Source organism: Candidatus Acididesulfobacter guangdongensis (assembly GCA_004195045.1).
Classification (GTDB): Bacteria; SZUA-79; SZUA-79; order Acidulodesulfobacterales; family Acidulodesulfobacteraceae; genus Acididesulfobacter; species Acididesulfobacter guangdongensis.
Map to the genome: position 1 here is coordinate 91,321 of SGBC01000004.1, position 18,471 is coordinate 109,791.

Genomic DNA, 18,471 nt, shown 5'->3' on the forward strand with positions numbered 1-18,471 from the left:
TTACTAATGATATATCATGAAACTAAATAAAGAAACTAAAGTTGGTCTTTTTACCGTCGCAATTCTGATAATACTTGTTTTCTTTTCTATGAAAGTCGGTAAGATTAACCTTTTCAAACCCCCTACATATATTATTTCCGCGTATTTTGCGTCTGCAAACGGCATAAGCACCGGAACTAACGTTGAAATGGCAGGAATAAAAGTTGGAACGGTCAAAAAGATTAAACTCGAAAACGGTCAGGCGCGTGTTTATATGGAAATAAATTCCAAATATAAAATTTATCCTGATTATACCGCTTCGATAAGGTCTATGAGTTTATTGGGAGAGAGCTATATATCTATTGCTCCTGCTAATACTATACAGGCTTTATCGTCAAAACCGGTGCCTGAAAATGAAATAATTAAAAGCTATAAATCGCCTGAAAATATGTCTTCCTTGATTTTAAAATTTGCAAAAACTGCTGATAATCTTGATGCCGTTACAAAATCGCTGAAAAAATCAATCGGCACTAAAACGGGCGAACATAAAATAAAAGCAATATTGGCTAATATTGCAGAACTTTCAGATAATTTAAACAGATTAGTATATTTAAATCAGAAGAACTTTAATGTGATAATGACTAATTTTGCCGGTTTTTCCCGCAATATTAATGGATTAACCGTCGAAAACGACAGGGCGTTGACAAAAACAATTCATAATTTTAAGGCAATATCCGATAATTTAAGACAGGAGCTTCCTTCTATCACCGATAACATCAAAATTGTGTCGGCAAATTTAAGCGATATTTTAACTAAAAATAAGTCTAATATCAATAGAAGCCTGCTGCATATCAGGAAAGACACAAAACAGCTTCAATTGTCTTTAAATCAAATATACGGTATATCGTCAAAGATAAATAAAGGCAGAGGAACTTTAGGCAAACTTGTAAATAGAAGCTCCGTATATAATAATCTTAACGGTTCGCTTAAAGGCATTAATAATTTAGTAGGGGGTTTTAATAGTTTTAAGGTTGGAATGAATATAAATTCTCAATATTTAGACCGTTCAAACGGTTCGGTCACAGAAGTCAATGTGAGACTTCAGCCTTCTCCTGGTCATTATTATGTTCTCGGTGTAGATTCGACGCCTGTCAATTACGGCAATTCATACGGAGAAACCCAGACTACAACATATACTACCAATAATCCGCCGTCGGGTGAGTTTTATCCTTCAAGCGTCACAACAAACACCACTCAATATTCAAATTCTAATAGTCTTAAATTTAATGCAGAAATTGCGAAAAATTTTTATAACTGGACTTTTTTGGCGGGACTTATGTATTCAACCGGAGGAGTCGGCGTTAACTACTATATTCCATATACAAATAGAAATTTAAAATTATACGCAAGAGCATTCGGATTCAATTCTAATAACGGCTCTGCAGAAGCATACGTTAATGCAGGCGTGAGTTATACATTTTTACGTCATCTTTTTGTAGATACGGGGTATGATGATATTTTTAGTAAAAACAACAATAGGTCGCTATTCGTAGGCGGCGGTATCAAATTTACCGATAAAGATTTAGAATATTTACTAGCCGGCAGCAAGATGCCGTAATAAATATATGACAAACAAAAAATATAAATTAACCTCTATGACATCTGCTCACGGCTGAGGGTGCAAATTAGGTCCGGAGGACCTATCTTCAATAATTGATAAATTGCCTGTTCTGCCTAATGACAATGTTCTTGTAGGTTTTGATTACAAAGACGATGCCGGTATATACAAAATATCGGATGACAGGTGTCTTATTCAGACCGTAGATTTTTTTACGCCTGTAGTGGATGAGCCTTACGCTTTTGGACAAATAGCCGCGGCTAATGCTTTATCTGATGTTTACGCTATGGGAGGACAGCCTATAACTGTTTTAAACATTGCATGCTTTCCTATAGCAAATGTCGAAAAAGATGTTTTTAGAGAAATATTGCTTGGAGGATTAGATAAAATAAATGAATCCGGCGCAGCGCTCCTCGGCGGACATTCTATTGACGATAAAGAGCTGAAATATGGTCTTAGCGTTACAGGTATGTGCGGAATAGATGAGATATATTCCAATAAAGGGGCTGAGTCCGGCGATATTTTATATCTTTCCAAAAAATTAGGAACGGGGTTTATAGTCAGCGCGTTATGCACCGATTTGTTAAAACAGTCTGTTTTAGATGAAGCTGTTTGTTCTATGACTAAATTAAATAAAACAGCATCAGAATTGGTTATTTCTTTAAAAAAGGCGGTGCATGCCATGACCGATATTACAGGATTCGGTCTTGTAGGGCATACGTCTGAAATGATGATAGCCGGCGGTGTTTCTTGCGAATTAAATCTTGAAAACCTTCCTTTAATCAGCGGAAGTTTAGAATTAATACAGAAAGGAATTAATCCCGCAGGCACCAAACGGAATAGAAAATTCTTTTCTCAATATGTAAATATTGAAGAAAATGTTGATGAAAATCTTGTCTGGGCTGCTTTTGGCGCTGAAACATCGGGCGGACTTTTAATCTGCGTATCCAGCGAACAAGCTGCCGTTCTTGAAAATTTATTTAAAAATGCCGGAGAACCGCTATACAGGGTTGGAAAAATATTAAATAAAGTATTAGATATAAAAGATAAAGATAATGTAAATACTATTAATTTAGTCAGATAATATTACGTACTTTAATCCTGCAATAGAAAGTTATCTACTCGGAAAAGGTGTCAGATTAATTTTTTTTGCAAATATTTTCTTTGTTGATTGAACTGCTCTATATGCAAAAAAATAAAATCTGACACCTTTTCCTATAAGTTTTCTAAAATTTTTTAAAACTGAATGTTTTGTTTTTCTCAAATTCTAATTTTGCTTCGTCTATAAGAAGATTCCAATTTTTAAAATGTCTTTTAATATCAAATTCGGAAATTCCGTAATATAGCACAGGCTGCAGCGGTCCGTTAAATTTTACCGCTTCCGATATTGATTTTTTTATTTTTTCGAATTTTGTTAATGCAACATCTAAACCGGTATGGGTTAATATTGCATAAAAATCATTAAAATTAAATTTGAACAGATAATCTGTTTTTCTGAACTTCTGATTTAAAAACATTCCATAGTATCTAATCAGTTTATTAAGTTTTTCCTGTCCATAAGACTGTCCGATTAATACTAAATTTTCAAAACTGAAACATACTACGGAAAAAGTCACGCCGTACCGTTTGCATCTTTCAGCTTCTTTTTCTGCGATTTCATCAAACTGTTCTTTTAGCAAGAAACCGGTTAATTCGTCATATGCTTTGCAGTTATTCATTTCAGATAATTTAATAATGTTTTCAGCTATTTTTGTCATATCAAAAAAAATAACTAATGTGCCGTTAAATAATCCAAAATTATTAAAAAGCGTTATGGTTTCAATTTGAAAGTATTTTTTTTGAGGAATTTTATTGACCGATATTGTATTAATAATTTTATTGATTGACAGCAAACCGGATGTATTAAGTTTTTTTATTTCTTCAGGCAATTCTTCATTAAAAGATATGCAAATGTCGTCATTAGTCGAAAGTCTAAGCGCTTTAGCCTGTTCGTTCATATAAATTATGTCGCCTTTTATATCTTTAACTGCCAGCGGTTTATTATATGACGAAAATACTTTGACGAAATTTAAGCCCGGAAAAAATTCTGTATTTAATCTTTCGTCTTCAAATATTTTTATCTGCATATTATTATATTATTCCCATAATAAATTTTTAATAAATAATTTTTCAAAAAGTTTGCTTCCAGACAGCGGAAAGTTTTTTGAAATTGCTGTAATTTTTGATATATCCAGTGTCCTTACTGAATTAGCAGTAATTAAATATTTTTTACATCCTTCGAGGGAACTGTCGAAAATATAATTTATTTTTTTATTTTTGAAAGGAAAAATATCTATAATATCTATATTTTCATTTTTGATATAATTACCGAAAGAACCCGATATATAAACATCGAAGTCATCTTCAACATCGATTTTATATTTATTTAGCAGTATTTCAGCCGCAGATTTTACGGCAGATTTAGCAAATTGAAACTGCCTGACGTCATCTTGATAAAATCTGATATCTGTTTTGCTGTTTCTGTAGATAACGACTTCATTTTCTACATTATCTACTCCGCTGTTTACTACCGAATAGCTTTCTGAATCAATAAGTTCTTGAGGCATAATTCTGCCGTTTTTATCTATGATTTTTTCACGGAGCAAGGAAGCCATTAAATCAATTATGCCGCTTCCGCAAATTCCTTCCGGAATTTTAGAGCCGTTAATCGTCTCGAAATTAAACAGACCGTTTTTCAGTTCAATAGAAGAAATAGCAGAACCTTGCGCCAGCATTCCGTGTTTTATATTTCCTCCTTCAAAGGCAGGTCCGGCAGGCGCCGATGTTGTAAAAATTTTATTTTTGTTACCTATTGCTATTTCTACATTTGTTCCAAAATCCGCTATGAAAGCGGGTCTGTCTCTATTTGTCAGATCTAAATAATAAATAGATGATACCGTATCGCCTCCGACAAATCCGTCTAAAATAGGAAAAATGAATAAATCGCTGTCTAATGTACCTTTGTTTTTGCCATTGCTAAGATTAGTTTTGCCAAAACAATCGGATGAAATATTGATTGCTGCGTCTGAATGGTTTGAATCCGTGGTTAAGTTCTCAGTGCCTATATCTATATATAGAGACAAACCTATTTCATTTGTTTTTTTTGGGAACGATATGTCGAAAGAAGGTCTGTAAGGCGGTTTTGCGAGATCAGATAAAGGTTCTCCGCAAAAAGCTAATTCCATCGCAGTATTGCCCGCAAGGGCAATTTCAGTTATATCTTCCGGGTAAATACATAGTTCTTTTATAAAATAATTTAAAAGATTGCCAATTGTTAAGAAAGCTTTTTCCTGCAATTTTTTAACGGATTGTTTGTCAAGACCGTTCTGTATCCGTTTTACGGAATCTAATCCAAAGTCTGGATACTGAAGATTGGTAGAACTTTTCTCCAGAATTACGTTATTGGTTTTTTTGTCTATTAAAGCAGCCGCGATTGTTGTAGTTCCCAAATCTATCGCTGCGGAATATTTTTTTGATGACATATATAATATAATACCTATTTGTTTTAAAAATCATATTATAATATATTGTAAATATTATAGCAAATTAACTTTTAACTGCCCGCACCCGCCGTAAATACTTTGAGCCTTAGAATGTCTTATCGTTACTATAAATCCGGCTTTCATCAGTTTATCCTGAAAATTATTATAGGCAGTTTCGCTTGTTCTTTCGTAATTATTTTTTGTCGGCGTGCCGCAGGAAGTTTTTGCGAGGTCTGTATTTTCAATATCAAATTTATTAAACGGAATTAGATTAAATTTGACATTTTGCGGAAAAAATAATTTTATCAGTTCTTTTGCATTATTTATTGAATCATTAAAATCTTTTAATAAAACATATTCTAAGGTTATTTTATTGTGCCCGAAGTATTTCCCGCTGCTTATAAACTTTGCAATGTCTTCTATGGGATATTTTTTATTAATAGGCATAATCTGGCTTCTTGAATAATTATTTGAAGCGTTTAGAGATATGGCAATTTTATATTTTAAATCTTTAATCTCGATTAGTTTATCTATTATGCCGCATGTTGAAATTGTAATCTTTCTTCGCGCTACCCCTATAAAGTTAGGATCTGAAATAATTTCAAGAGCTTTTTTTACTTCAGACAGATTATCTAAAGGTTCGCCCATACCCATAAATACTATATTAGTAATTTTAGTTTTGCATTCGTTTTCTATCAGTAAAATTTGAGAGATTATCTCTCCTGAAGTTAAATTTCTTTGAAAACCGGAGTTGCCGGTGCTGCAAAAATCGCATAGCATTTTACATCCTGCCTGAGATGAAACGCATAATGTTTTTCTTTTGCCGTAATCAATGAATACTGATTCGATGGCAGAACCGTCGTTAAGTTTTATAAGATATTTTATTGAATAATTGCCGTCGGCTGCGTCTTCTCTAAAATTAGCTGTAATCTCCGGCATTGTAAAATTAAAATGATAGTCGAGGCTCGCTCTCAGAGTTTTTGAAATGTTTGTCATATTATTAAAATCATAGACTTTAGCACTGTAAATCCATTTCATAATTTGGAACGCATTAAATTTTTTTGCAGAATTTTTTATGCAAAAAGCTTCTAATTCTTCTAATGAAAGGCAAAAAATAGAATTTTTATTAGTCATAAAAATTATTATTGTTATCCGGATTTAAAATTTTTGAATTATTTTATTTGTTTAGTTTATTTTAATATTATATAATTTATATGCGAAACAACACAACTTATATTATTACCTTAATTCTGCAATGGAAAATATTTATGCAGTTCTTTGCTAGGTTAAGCAAAAGATAACTTTCTATTGCAGGATTAAGGTATTATTGAAAATTCGCGAATAATTTTTTATAATAAACAGATAAATATAGCAAAAATATTTATTAGCGTTACATTGCATATTACAATAACTATAATATTTATAATAAATAATACTCAATAATAATATATATCATAAAGAAATACAATAAATTAAAGAGCATAAATATCATGGATATGACAAATTCTAATTTAGGAACGGATATTTACAATGAAAGCATTTCAATAATAAATTCATTGCTTGCGGATAATGAATTTTTTAATAATAATTATTCTGAATTTGAAAAAAACATAATAAAAAGAATGATACACGCTTCAAGCGATATTGCTTATTCGAAGACTGTTTCTTTTACTAAAAATTCAATTGCCGACTCCGTTAATTTTATAAAACAGCAATCCGGCTCAGATAAATCTATAAAAATAGTTTGCGACAGCAAGATGACAAGAGCCGGAATAAGCAGCACCGTTAATAAAAAAGTTATTACGGAGACTAATTGCTATATAGATTTAAGCAGCAAAGAATTAAATGAAAAATTTGATAATTTAATGTCGATTTATAATTTACAATCGGAATTTTGCAATACGGCTGATTTTCATGCAATTACAAAATCGGCTTATTCTATAAGAATTGCCGTTATTGAAAATTTACCGGATTTCATAATCATCGGAAATGCCCCTACGGCTTTATTGGAAACGATGAAGACATGTAAAATATTATTTAAATCTCTCGGCTATAAGCCGAAGCTTATAATAGGTATGCCTGTGGGATTTGTCGGCGCAGACGAATCTAAAAGAATTCTTATGAAAGATGCTTTTTTTTCGTCCGTAAGCAATGCCGGAAATTTGGGCGGCAGCGCAGTAGCTGCTGCAGCTATGAACGCCATTTTAAAAGAAAGCATTTAGACTAAATTAGCAAGAAAAGTTTATATTGTTAATAATCCTGCTATAAACGTCATTTTAAAAGAAAGCATTAATGGTAAAAATTTATGAAAATTTCTTATAATAAATTATTCAACGAAATAAAGCGACTTAAAACTGCAAATACCGATGCTGCCGCTATTGCGGGTGTTTTTGCGGCTGCGTTGCTGATTTCAATGATAGTATTGCAACTTATTTATCTAAATAATGCAGAAGCAAATATTTATATGAGGCGGGGAAAAAACGGAACCGTATATTTTTCTAACGTACCGGTTTCAAACGGCTATAAGGTTTTTATGCGCACAGCGTCTAAATATAAAAATAAGTCATATAAGATATTAAAATATAGAAAATTGATTCAAAAAGCTGCAAAGAGGTATGGTGTAAACAGCCGCCTCATCTCGGCAGTTGTGAGGGCGGAATCCGGATATAAAAAATCTGCTGTATCCGATAAAGGTGCTGAAGGACTTATGCAGCTTATGCCGGCAACTCAAAGAATGCTAAATGTGTCCAACCCTTTCAATCCGGCACAGAATATTTTTGCGGGAACAAAGTACTTAAAGAGCCTTCTTGTCAAATATAACGGAAATATGTCCTTGGCTCTTGCAGCGTACAATGCAGGCAAAAATGCGGTTAAGCAATACGGAGGAATACCGCCGTACTCACAGACGCAGAATTATGTCAAAGAGGTTGTGGATTATTATAACAGGTATAAAAAAAATAAGTAAAATTGGGTAAAATAATGAATAAAAATAATAATATTTATAATTTGCCCAACATTTTGACTATGGGCAGGATATTAATCGTGCCGATTATTTTTGTATTGCTGTTTTTCAATAATGAGATTTATGAATTATATGCCGCTTTGCTTTTTATTCTGGCTATGGGAACAGATTTTATAGATGGATATATTGCAAGGAAAAGAAATATTATTACGACTTTCGGTATTTTTCTCGACCCTATTGCAGATAAAATATTGGTTGTTACTATACTTATTATGCTTATACCTTTGCATAGAATTCCGGCATGGATGGTCGCCGTAATAATAATAAGGGAAATATTTGTTACAGGCTTAAGAGCAATTGCAGGCGAAAAGGGATTGGTCATACCTGCCGGCAAAATCGGCAAATGGAAAACGACCTTTCAAATGTTTGGCATCTTATTTTTGCTTGTATACTATTCACATTTTCATATCAATTTTGGAGTTGTAGGATACTGGTTAATTTTATTAAGCATATTATTATCTGTTTATTCCTTCTATAAATATTTTAAGAACGTATCGGGTGTTATTTTAACTTAAAATTATTCACATGTAATAATGCAATAATACGATTGATAATGAAAGTCATCATATGCAGGTTAGTTTTATATATTTGAGCTTTGTATAATTTTTATTTGTTAATTTTGTATGTTAAAATATAACAAAATATATTATAATATAATGACTATAAATCATAATGCCAATTTAATTAACTGAGATAACTGAAAATAATTATATAAAACCATGAGTAAAGAAAATGTTTTTTTTTGGGGATGCACTATTCAGGCAAAATTTCCTTTTATGGAGAAAGCTACGCGTTTAGTATTAGATAAATTAGAAATTAAATATAAAGACATAGATTCTTTTACATGCTGTCCTGAAAAATCCTTAGTCAAAAATATAGATGAAACCTTATTTGATTTGACGGCTATCAGAAATATCGCTCTTGCAGAAAATGAAAATGTCAATATTTTATCTGTTTGCACAGGATGCTATTCCAATCTTAAACAGGCAAGAGCAAAAGTTATATCTGACCCCGATTATCAGAAAGATATTAATAAAAAACTTGATAAAATAGGTTTAAATTTTTCAGGTTCGTCTTCCGTCTCCCATTTAATAGAGTATCTTCATGATGAGGTCGGCGTTAATAGAATTAAAGCTAATGTAAAATATCCCCTAAGAGGTTTGAAAATTGCAATTCATTACGGATGCCATCTTGTCAGACCTTCCCATGTTATCAATTTTGACAGTCCGTTCGATCCTGTAAAATACGATAATATTTTAAAAGCGCTTGGAGCGACTGTAGTAAATTACAATAATAAAATGATGTGCTGCGGTCAGTCTTTAGACAGAGTAGATGAACACGACAAGGCTTTAGTTATGACAAGAATTAAAATGGACGCTATCAAAGAAGCATCGGTTGATGCCCTGACGACCGTATGCCCGTCTTGCTTTACTCAATTTGATACGAATCAATTTATGCTTATAAAAGAGGGTTCAAAATACGATATTCCGGTTATAACATTGGAAGAACTCATGTGCCTTGCCTTTGGCATAGAAGGTACCGAAGAACTTATTGCAATGCATAAAGTAAAAGCAAAAAAATTTATTGATAAATTTAATTTATCAAAGATATTTAAAGACTATTCGCTAATGTTCGATAAAGAGTCTTTGGTCAGGTGCTACAATTGCCAAGCTTGCAGAAATGATTGTCCTATGTCGCTGAATTTTGCGTCCTATGACCCTCCGCTAATAATTAAAATGATATTAGACAATGATGTTGAACGCGCTATGTGTTCCAAGATTGTCTGGGAATGTTTAGAGTGCCATACGTGTTCCGAATTATGTCCGCAAAATTATAGCTGGGAAACCGTTCTGACTACTTTAAAAAATATTGCCATAAAAAATCAGGTAAATCCGCCTACGGTAAAAAAAGCGGAAGAATTATTTTTTAAAACGTTAAGACTCGGCGATCCTCAAGAAGGAGCAAGAAAAAAATTAGGGCTTCCCCCTGTTAAAAAAAATATTGCCGAGGATTTTAAAAAAATTTTAGACGAAAACATTTTATAGACATTGTATAAAACGCATATATATGCTAACATATGTATATAATTAAAATTAAATATAATTATTATATTTTATTCAAATAATTGTTTCGAGGATAAAAAATTGCTTAGATTAAAAAATAATTTTTCAATAGAGCATGATACAGCAGGGTGCGGCTTATGCGGCATTATAAATATAAAAAAAATAAGAACTAACGGTGAAGATATTAAGAAAGCGATAGCTCTTGAACACGACAGAGGAAACGGTCTCGGCGGCGGATTTGCAGTTTACGGCTGCTATCCGGAATATTCAGAGCTTTATGCTTTTCATGTTATGTACGATGACCTTGCCGCTAAGGAAACTGTCGAAGAGTATTTTAAAAATAATTTCATAATTGAAAAACAGGAACCCATTCCGATTTTTAAGACTTCTAAAATCAATGACCATCCTATCCTTCACAGATATTTTATGAAACCTAAAAGCGACCGCGAAGATAGACTTTTCAGTGAACTGAAAGATGATGATTTTGTAGTCAAAAGTGTTATGCTTATCAATTCTGATTACGACGGAGCTTATGTATTCTCAAGCGGAAAAAATATGGGAGCGTTCAAAGGCGTCGGATATCCTGAAGATATAGCCGATTTTTATATGCTTGATAATGTAGAAGGATATATGTGGACGGCTCATAACAGATTTCCTACCAATACTCCGGGGTGGTGGGGCGGAGCGCATCCATTTACGCTGCTGGATTGGTCAATTGTTCATAACGGCGAAATATCTTCTTACGGTATTAACAAAAGATATCTTGAAATGTTTAAATACAATTTGGCTTTGAAAACCGATACGGAAGTTATAGCATATATTTTAGATTTGCTTATCAGAAAACATGGACTTCCAGTAGAGATGGCAATGAATGTTTTAGCCGCCCCTTTTTATCAGACAATTGACAAAATGGAGCCTGAACAAAAAGAACTGTATACTGCATTGAGACAGATATACGGCAGTGCGCTTCTTAACGGACCTTTTGCCATAATATTCGGTTATCCTGACGGAATGGTCGCATTAAACGACAGAATAAAATTAAGACCGCTTGTTGCAGGAACTAAAGGTGATTTTACATATATAGCTTCAGAGGAATCGTCGATCCGTGAAATTTGTTCTTCTCCTGATGTTGTATGGTCTCCTAAAGCAGGCGAACCTATTATAATAAAAACTGTAAAAACCAATGTAAAAACCGCTATAAATACTGAAAATATATCTCAAAAACAAAGGTTGATTATTTCATGACAAAATCATCGTTTACAAATGTACAATCTGAATATTTAGCTGTTATAGATCACGCAAAATGCATAAGATGCAAAAGATGTATTCAAAATTGCGGATGGGGAACATATAGTTTCGGCGGAGATAAAATTATAGCAGACCATTCCAAGTGTGTTGCATGCGGAAGGTGCTATACTTATTGTCCAGAGGGAGCTATATCGATACTGAAAAATCCGACCGTTATGCGTGAAAATGGAAATTGGCAGGACTATCATATTAAAAATATATGGAGACAATCTGAGTCTGGAGGAATTGCCATATCTGGAATGGGAACTCCATTAAAATACAAAAAGTATTTTGACCATATTTTATTAGATGCCTGTCAAGTTACAAATCCTCCGATAGATCCGCTGCGCGAGCCTATGGAACTTAAAACTTTTTTAGGCAAAAAGCCTTCTAAGATAGAATTGGATTTTAACGAAAACGGTCAACCTGTTTTAAAAAATAAAATGCCTCCTCAAATAGAACTGGCAACCCCTTTTATATTTGCTCCCATGTCTTACGGTTCTATATCTTTGAACGCTCAAAAAGCTATGGCGTTAGCTGCGAGAGCGTTAGGAATAGTTATGAATATTGGAGAAGGCGGACTACACGACGAGCTGGTTCCTTTTGGTAAAAATATCATTGTTCAGGTTGCTTCAGGAAGATTTGGCGTTAATAGAGATTATTTAAACAGCGGTGTGGCTGTTGAAATAAAAATAGGTCAGGGTGCAAAACCGGGCATAGGCGGTCATCTGCCTGGGGAAAAGATAGGGGCGGATATATCAAGAACAAGAATGATACCTGCAGGCACAGACGCAATATCCCCTGCCCCGCATCATGACATTTATTCTATAGAAGATTTAAGGCAGCTGATTTATGCTATAAAAGAGGCTATTAATTATGAAAAGCCTGTCTCGGTTAAAGTCGCTGCGGTTCATAATATTGCTGCTATCGTTAGCGGTGTCGTACGCGCCGGAGCAGATATAGTTTATATTGACGGATTTACCGGCGGAACCGGAGCAGCACCGACAATAGTCAGAGATAATGTAGGCATACCTATAGAAATTGCTCTTGCTCAGGTAGACCAGAGATTACGGGAAGAAGGAATAAGAAATGAGGCTTCTTTGATAGCGGCGGGAAGTATCAGGTCAAGCGCGGATGCCGTAAAAGCCATAGCACTGGGCGCGGATGCCGTTGCAATAGGAACCGCTGCCCTTATTACAATGGGATGCCATGTTTGCGGGAAATGTCATACAGGGAACTGCAGCTGGGGGATAACAACTCAAAGACCGGAATTAACAAGAAGGCTTGACCCTGAAGAATATGGAGAAAAACTTTATAATTTGATAAATGCATGGAGCCATGAAATGAAAGAAGTTCTTGGAGCTATGGGTGTAAATTCCATTGAAAGTTTAAGAGGTTCTAAAGAGAGACTTAGAGGAATTGAATTGACTGATTCAGAACTAAAAGCCCTGGGCATTAAACATGCAGGTATGTGAAAAAACTATAATTGTATAATATTTAACATTTTTGAATAATTCGGTGATTAGATGACTACGGACGGCAATACAAAAACAGGCAGTGTGATTGCGGGCGGTACTATTGTAATAGACGCGAAAGATATGCATTACAAAGAATTAAATAAAATCATCAGAGAAAGTATTTTATCCGGGGTTAAGAATGTTTTTCTTGAAAATATAAATGGTCAGTACTATATAGGAGACGGTATTAAAGGAGACGATATTACCATTACGGTTAATGGAGTTCCGGGAAATGATCTAGGCGTATTTATGGATGGACCTTCAATTATTGTCAATAATAATGTTCAGGATAATATCGGCAACACTATGAACGCGGGCAAAATAACGGTAAACGGAGATGCGGGAGATGTGATAGGATATGGTATGAGAGGCGGAAGGATTTATATCAGGGGCAATGCCGGCTATCGTATAGGTATTCATATGAAAGGCTATAATGAACAAATTCCGGTTATAATTATAGGCGGAAAAGTAGGCAGTTTTTTTGGCGAATATATGGCAGGCGGGGTAATGGTTCTTTTAGGGCTTGATAATTCTGAAGAGTCTGTTGGAGAATATTTTGGAGTCGGCATGCACGGAGGCGCCATTTATCTGAAACAAAAAATAGATTTTTCAAAATACTCAAAAGAAGTGGAATTTTTAGAAGCAAATGACAGTGATATGTCCTTTTTAAAAAAATATTTATTAGAATATGCTAAAGATTTTAATTTGCAGCTTGAAGATTTAATCAGAGGTCCTTTTTATAAAATAGTTCCGTCAAGCGCTAGACCGTATGCTCATTTATATACTTCTGCGGCTTTTTAATATTGTTGGTTAATAATTTTGTTTTAAATTATAACTTTATATGATAACATCTACATATAGCAGTGATGAAGACTAAGAAAGTTGATTTTATAATTTAATTCGGCTAAGAAAAAAAATAAATTAAAAATAACGCAAATTTAAAATATTGTATATGAATAATTTATTTACAGGATTGCAAAAAATGGATATTAAAAATTTAAATTTAATTGAAGAAAAAATTGTCCTTTTAAAAGATGCATTTGAAAAAATAAAAAATGAACGCGATAGATTATTAACGGAGGTAAAAATCAAAGATGAGGAAATTAATCAGCTAAATAATAAAATAAATGAAATTGAGACAGACAATGATATAGCTATAAAAAAAATTGATGATATTATATACAATTTGGAAAATATTAATTTAAACTAGTTTTATAGTTTTTTATAAATAACATATGAACGATGCTGTTGAACTCAAAATACTAAATCAAAAATATTTAATAAATAGCGATAAACCTAAGAAATATTTAGAAGAGCTTGCTGCGTATGTAAATAATAAAGCAGATGAGGTTTCTAAAAAGACTAAATCTGTCGATTCTTTAAATATCGCTGTTTTGACGGCTCTCAATATCGCCGACGATTATCTCTCTACACAATTGGAAACTAACACAGAAAGTACAAGAGTGTTAGAAAAAGTAAACAATATTTATAAATATATTGCAAACTCGTCTAACGGCTAAATTATTAAAATACGGTAAAGTAAAATTTAAATCAAAAAAATATATAGTAAAGTTTTATAGTATTTGAAATAATTTATTTAATATATATTATATACGTTAAATGTTTCGACAGTTTTGAATAGCAGTGTGAATAAGGCGGCTTTGCAGCTTGCTTTAACTAGTTTATCTTAATAAATATATATACATATGTTATTTTAACCCTGCGGTGTTCGATTAGATTATTAAAATTGACCCAACAGTTGGATAGAATGGGATCGTCCCTAATTCTCTCGATAGAAGCAAATTTAATTATTTGATTCTTAACGATGATTATTATATGATTACCACCTTATTTAAATAGGTCCAATTTTATCGTCTGTTCGGCACATGCGGGGGATTTTGTTAAGTCCTTTTATACGCATTATCCTTTTTTCTGTTATTCCTTTACAAAAATCATCAATTGAAATTTAGAAAGACGCCGTTTTGCTGCCTTAAGGTTTTCTGTATTTGACAGATTTTTACGCTGTATAGTTCTGTTTAATTTCTATCATGTGCGCTTTAAGTATAATTATAATTATAATTATAATTATAATTAAATAAATAATTAGAAAATTGATTTTAAGATAAATAAAATTTAAAACGCCTAAATAAAATAATTCGTATTAATTTAGTTAAAATTATATTTGATATATTTTCATTCATTATGTATTCTAAAATTGCCGTAAGGAAGGAGATGTTAAATAAAAGATTGAACTTAAAGAATGAAGAAATTATCTATTGCAGCAATATAGTTTCTGATTATATTCAATCTTTTATAAAGCAAAGGGCTGTTAAATCAGTTGCTTTTTATATGAGCATAAAAAATGAAGTGAAAATCGAATTTGCCGTTGATAAAGCCAAATATGAAAATATAAAGATAAATTTACCGTATTGTAAAAAAGATTCCGATATTTGTTTTTATAAATTTAAAGATACGGAGACCCTTGTTAAAGATAATTACGGAATATTGTCCCCAAGATGCAATAAAGAAACTGATATTAACAGTATCGATGCTTTTTTTGTCCCAGGTCTCGCATTTGACAGGACAGGCAACAGAATAGGCTATGGAAAAGGATGTTACGATAAAGTTTTGGCTGATTCTAAAAAAAATTCTATTTTTGTAGGCGTATGCTACAATTTTCAAATTTATAATAAAAATGAAATTGAAATTACACAAAATGATATTAAAATGCATTATTTGATATGCGAAAAAGGGGTTATTAATTGTTCCGACAATATTTAAGGATGTAAAAAATATTATAAAAGTATTATTATTATTATTATGTTTAATTATGTAAATTATTTAATTTTTTAAACTAGATTGCTACTTTCAATGAAATAATAAGGAGAAAATAATATAATGGCAGAAGTTATTATAATTATAATTAGTTCGATAATTTTTTTTATAGGCGGATTTTTTGTAAATAAAACAATTGAAAATATTTCGTTAAAAAAAGGTCAGCTCAGAGCGAAAGATATTATTATTGATGCAGAAAAAAAAGCAGAAGAAATAAAAAAGGATGCTTTATTAAATACTAAAGCCGAAATTATAAAATTAAAAGAAGCCGCAGATGAAGATATTAAACAAAAAAATCAAGAATTAATAAGGTTAGAAAAAAGAATTGCCGCAAAAGAAGACAATTTGGATAAGAGAATCGATATTATTGAAAAAAAAGAGATAGATATTTTACGAAGAGAAAAAGTTTTAATACAAACAGAAAAATCTATTTCTGACAAAGAAAAGAAGATTGAATCCGTTTTTCATGAAAAAACTTTGGAACTTGAAAGAATATCAGGTTTGACGGCGACTGAGGCTAAAAATGAATTAATTAATTCAATTATTGAGGAAGCAAAGCATGAAGCTGCTAAATCAGTTAGAAAAATAGAAGATGAAACTAAAGAAATCAGTGATAAAAAAGCTAAAGAAATTATAGCGACGGCAATTCAAAGATATGCGGGAGATTATGTTGTTGAAAAGACTATATCTTCCGTTCCGCTTCCGAGCGATGATATTAAAGGAAGAATAATAGGCAGGGAAGGTCGCAATATCAGAGCGCTAGAAGCGGCAACAGGTGTTGATTTTATAATAGACGAAACACCGGAAGCTGTTGTTCTTTCATCATTTAATCCGGTAAAAAGGGAAATTGCAAGATTGTCGCTCGAAAAATTAATAGCCGACGGAAGAATACATCCTGCAAGAATTGAAGAAGTTGTTGCGAAGGTTGAAGAAGAACTTAATATGGCTATGAAAGAAGCCGGGGAGCAGGCTACATTTGATGTAGGAGTTCATGGTATTCATCCTGAAATATTAAAATTGCTTGGCAGGTTAAAATACAGAACAAGTTATTCTCAGAACGTCTATAATCATTCTATTGAAGTAGCTTTTTTATGCGGAATAATGGCTTCCGAGCTTGGAGTAAATGTTAAACAGGCAAAAAGAGCAGGATTACTGCACGATATAGGAAAAGCTGTTGACCATGAGGTAGAGGGCTCTCATGCAATAATAGGCGCTGAAATTGCAAAAAAATACGGAGAATCCCCAAAGGTTGTTCATGCAATAGCAGCTCATCATTACGATGAAGAGCCAAACAGTGTTATAGCAATTTTAGTTTCTGCCGCCGATGCATTAAGCGCTGCGAGACCAGGCGTCAGAAAAGAAATGTTTGAAACATACGTCAAAAGACTCGAAAATTTAGAAGCTATTTCAAACTCTTTTGAAGGTGTTGCAAAAAGCTACGTTATTCAGGCTGGCAGAGAAGTCAGAGTTATCGTTCAAAGCCAGAATGTTTCCGATGACGATTCAGTCATGCTTGCTAAAGATATAGCTAAAAAAATAGAGTCAAATCTGCAATATCCCGGACAGATAAAAGTATCGGTTATAAGAGAGACAAGGGCAACGGAATTTGCCAAATAACTATCGATAATTCAAATAACTATTGATAATTATTGATAAAAAAGTTTCCTGTTAAACTTTATTTTTGTTATTTATATTGTCACTGGCAGCGCAACGATAATTTCCTTTATAATTATATTATATTATATGTTGTATGATATATATAAATAATTTACTTTATATATTATATATTTACTTACTTTATATTTTAAATGCGTATAGAAAAAATATTATTTATAGGCGATATTATAGGAAAACCGGGTAGAATTGGCGTGCAGAATTCATTAAACCGTTTAATTGAACGCTATCAGCCGGATTTTATTATTGCAAACGGTGAAAATGCCGCACACGGTATGGGTATCAGTCCTAAAATAGCACAATTTTTATTAAGTTTAGGAATAGACGTAATTACTTCAGGAAATCATATCTGGGATCAGAAACAGATAATAGAATATCTGCCGACAGAAAGAAGACTGCTCAGACCTGCTAATTATCCCGCAGGAGTGCCAGGCGCCGGATACGGAATATTTTCATCAAAAACAGGCAATAGAATATGCGTAATAAATCTTGAAGGCAGGGTGTTTATGAAAGAATTGATAGATTCGCCTTTTGTTGCCGCTAAAACTATAATTGAAGAAATTAAAGATAAATCAGACGCTATAATAATTGATTTCCACGCAGAGGCGACATCAGAAAAAGAAGCGCTCGGTTTTTATCTGGACGGCGAAATCTCTGCATTGATAGGCACTCATACCCATGTGCAAACTAACGATAATATAATTTTGCCAAAAGGTACTGCATATATAAGCGACGCAGGAATGGTCGGTTCAAGATATTCTATTCTCGGCACTCAAAAAGATATAGCGGTGAATAAATATTTAACAAATATGCCTGCCAAGTTTGTACCGGAAGAAAATAATATTATGTTGAATGGAGTTTTTATAACGTTGGACGCCGATACTAAATTGAGTAAATCTATAGAAAAAATAAATATTGATATATAATAGATAAATTTATATTATATCTGCTATTA

The 18,471-nt window shown here is 32.7% G+C and carries 17 protein-coding genes; 14 read left to right on the forward strand and 3 right to left on the reverse strand.

Going from position 1 to position 18,471, the window contains the following annotated elements; genetic code table 11:
• The first annotated feature begins 16 nt into the window (after positions 1-16).
• Together EVJ46_08975 and selD are read left to right on the forward strand one after the other, a co-directional pair.
• On the forward strand, positions 17-1,597 hold the full coding sequence (locus EVJ46_08975) for an MCE family protein (protein RZD15657.1): 1,581 nt from the start codon (positions 17-19) through the stop codon (positions 1,595-1,597).
• A gap of 91 nt (positions 1,598-1,688) precedes the next feature.
• Positions 1,689-2,681, forward strand: coding sequence for a selenide, water dikinase SelD (gene selD, locus EVJ46_08980; protein ID RZD15658.1), 993 nt, complete (start codon positions 1,689-1,691; stop codon positions 2,679-2,681).
• A 142-nt stretch (positions 2,682-2,823) separates the two neighbouring features.
• Here the strand turns inward: selD and EVJ46_08985 are convergent, their stop codons facing one another.
• Genes EVJ46_08985 through rlmN form a run of 3 tightly spaced genes read right to left on the reverse strand, consistent with a single transcriptional unit; the run spans position 2,824 to position 6,252 of the window.
• Positions 2,824-3,723 carry a diguanylate cyclase gene (locus EVJ46_08985; protein RZD15659.1) on the reverse strand — a complete coding sequence of 300 codons (900 nt, stop codon included), beginning with the start codon at positions 3,721-3,723 and terminating at the stop codon, positions 2,824-2,826.
• A gap of 9 nt (positions 3,724-3,732) precedes the next feature.
• Entirely contained in the window at positions 3,733-5,118 is a 1,386-nt protein-coding gene (locus tag EVJ46_08990; protein RZD15660.1) for a DUF4445 domain-containing protein, read from the reverse strand.
• A 54-nt stretch (positions 5,119-5,172) separates the two neighbouring features.
• On the reverse strand, positions 5,173-6,252 hold the full coding sequence (rlmN, locus tag EVJ46_08995) for a 23S rRNA (adenine(2503)-C(2))-methyltransferase RlmN (protein RZD15661.1): 1,080 nt from the start codon (positions 6,250-6,252) through the stop codon (positions 5,173-5,175).
• A 356-nt stretch (positions 6,253-6,608) separates the two neighbouring features.
• Between rlmN and EVJ46_09000 the strand changes: the two genes are divergently transcribed.
• From EVJ46_09000 to EVJ46_09055, 12 genes are all read left to right on the forward strand, one after another.
• Entirely contained in the window at positions 6,609-7,340 is a 732-nt protein-coding gene (locus EVJ46_09000) for a hypothetical protein (protein RZD15662.1), read from the forward strand.
• An 83-nt stretch (positions 7,341-7,423) separates the two neighbouring features.
• The gene (locus EVJ46_09005) at positions 7,424-8,083 is read left to right on the forward strand and encodes a lytic transglycosylase (protein ID RZD15663.1); all 660 of its coding nucleotides are present in this window, start codon (positions 7,424-7,426) and stop codon (positions 8,081-8,083) included.
• A gap of 14 nt (positions 8,084-8,097) precedes the next feature.
• The gene (gene pgsA, locus EVJ46_09010) at positions 8,098-8,655 is read left to right on the forward strand and encodes a CDP-diacylglycerol--glycerol-3-phosphate 3-phosphatidyltransferase (GenBank protein RZD15664.1); all 558 of its coding nucleotides are present in this window, start codon (positions 8,098-8,100) and stop codon (positions 8,653-8,655) included.
• A gap of 204 nt (positions 8,656-8,859) precedes the next feature.
• The gene (locus tag EVJ46_09015; protein RZD15665.1) at positions 8,860-10,185 is read left to right on the forward strand and encodes a hypothetical protein; all 1,326 of its coding nucleotides are present in this window, start codon (positions 8,860-8,862) and stop codon (positions 10,183-10,185) included.
• A 99-nt stretch (positions 10,186-10,284) separates the two neighbouring features.
• Complete coding sequence (locus tag EVJ46_09020) at positions 10,285-11,448, forward strand: hypothetical protein (GenBank protein RZD15666.1); 1,164 nt, start codon at positions 10,285-10,287, stop codon at positions 11,446-11,448.
• Positions 11,445-12,965: an FMN-binding glutamate synthase family protein gene (locus tag EVJ46_09025; GenBank protein RZD15667.1), complete on the forward strand. Its 1,521-nt coding sequence runs from the start codon at positions 11,445-11,447 to the stop codon at positions 12,963-12,965. Before EVJ46_09020 ends, EVJ46_09025 begins: the two co-directional genes overlap by 4 nt.
• A 102-nt stretch (positions 12,966-13,067) precedes the next feature.
• Positions 13,068-13,808, forward strand: coding sequence for a hypothetical protein (locus EVJ46_09030; protein RZD15821.1), 741 nt, complete (start codon positions 13,068-13,070; stop codon positions 13,806-13,808).
• A gap of 181 nt (positions 13,809-13,989) precedes the next feature.
• A complete protein-coding gene (locus tag EVJ46_09035; GenBank protein RZD15668.1) occupies positions 13,990-14,217 on the forward strand; it encodes a hypothetical protein in 228 nt (75 codons plus the stop codon).
• A 25-nt stretch (positions 14,218-14,242) separates the two neighbouring features.
• Positions 14,243-14,527, forward strand: a complete 285-nt coding sequence (locus tag EVJ46_09040) for a cell division protein ZapA (GenBank protein ID RZD15669.1) — start codon at positions 14,243-14,245, stop codon at positions 14,525-14,527.
• A gap of 682 nt (positions 14,528-15,209) precedes the next feature.
• Positions 15,210-15,788, forward strand: coding sequence for a 5-formyltetrahydrofolate cyclo-ligase (locus EVJ46_09045; GenBank protein ID RZD15670.1), 579 nt, complete (start codon positions 15,210-15,212; stop codon positions 15,786-15,788).
• A gap of 117 nt (positions 15,789-15,905) precedes the next feature.
• Positions 15,906-17,459 (forward strand): ribonuclease Y, encoded by a 1,554-nt coding sequence (rny, locus tag EVJ46_09050; protein ID RZD15671.1) that lies wholly within the window; start codon positions 15,906-15,908, stop codon positions 17,457-17,459.
• A 191-nt stretch (positions 17,460-17,650) separates the two neighbouring features.
• Entirely contained in the window at positions 17,651-18,442 is a 792-nt protein-coding gene (locus tag EVJ46_09055; GenBank protein ID RZD15672.1) for a TIGR00282 family metallophosphoesterase, read from the forward strand.
• Positions 18,443-18,471: the final 29 nt, after the last annotated feature.

Coding starts and splice junctions, on each gene's coding strand:
- EVJ46_09005 (RZD15663.1), top strand. CDS start 7,424: ATGAAAATTTCTTATAATAAATTATTCAACGAAATAAAGCGACTTAAA.
- rlmN (RZD15661.1), bottom strand. CDS start 6,252: ATGACTAATAAAAATTCTATTTTTTGCCTTTCATTAGAAGAATTAGAA.
- EVJ46_09035 (RZD15668.1), top strand. CDS start 13,990: ATGGATATTAAAAATTTAAATTTAATTGAAGAAAAAATTGTCCTTTTA.
- EVJ46_09025 (RZD15667.1), top strand. CDS start 11,445: ATGACAAAATCATCGTTTACAAATGTACAATCTGAATATTTAGCTGTT.
- EVJ46_09040 (RZD15669.1), top strand. CDS start 14,243: ATGAACGATGCTGTTGAACTCAAAATACTAAATCAAAAATATTTAATA.
- EVJ46_09015 (RZD15665.1), top strand. CDS start 8,860: ATGAGTAAAGAAAATGTTTTTTTTTGGGGATGCACTATTCAGGCAAAA.
- EVJ46_09045 (RZD15670.1), top strand. CDS start 15,210: ATGTATTCTAAAATTGCCGTAAGGAAGGAGATGTTAAATAAAAGATTG.
- EVJ46_08985 (RZD15659.1), bottom strand. CDS start 3,723: ATGCAGATAAAAATATTTGAAGACGAAAGATTAAATACAGAATTTTTT.
- EVJ46_08990 (RZD15660.1), bottom strand. CDS start 5,118: ATGTCATCAAAAAAATATTCCGCAGCGATAGATTTGGGAACTACAACA.
- EVJ46_09055 (RZD15672.1), top strand. CDS start 17,651: ATGCGTATAGAAAAAATATTATTTATAGGCGATATTATAGGAAAACCG.
- EVJ46_09000 (RZD15662.1), top strand. CDS start 6,609: ATGGATATGACAAATTCTAATTTAGGAACGGATATTTACAATGAAAGC.
- rny (RZD15671.1), top strand. CDS start 15,906: ATGGCAGAAGTTATTATAATTATAATTAGTTCGATAATTTTTTTTATA.
- EVJ46_08975 (RZD15657.1), top strand. CDS start 17: ATGAAACTAAATAAAGAAACTAAAGTTGGTCTTTTTACCGTCGCAATT.
- pgsA (RZD15664.1), top strand. CDS start 8,098: ATGAATAAAAATAATAATATTTATAATTTGCCCAACATTTTGACTATG.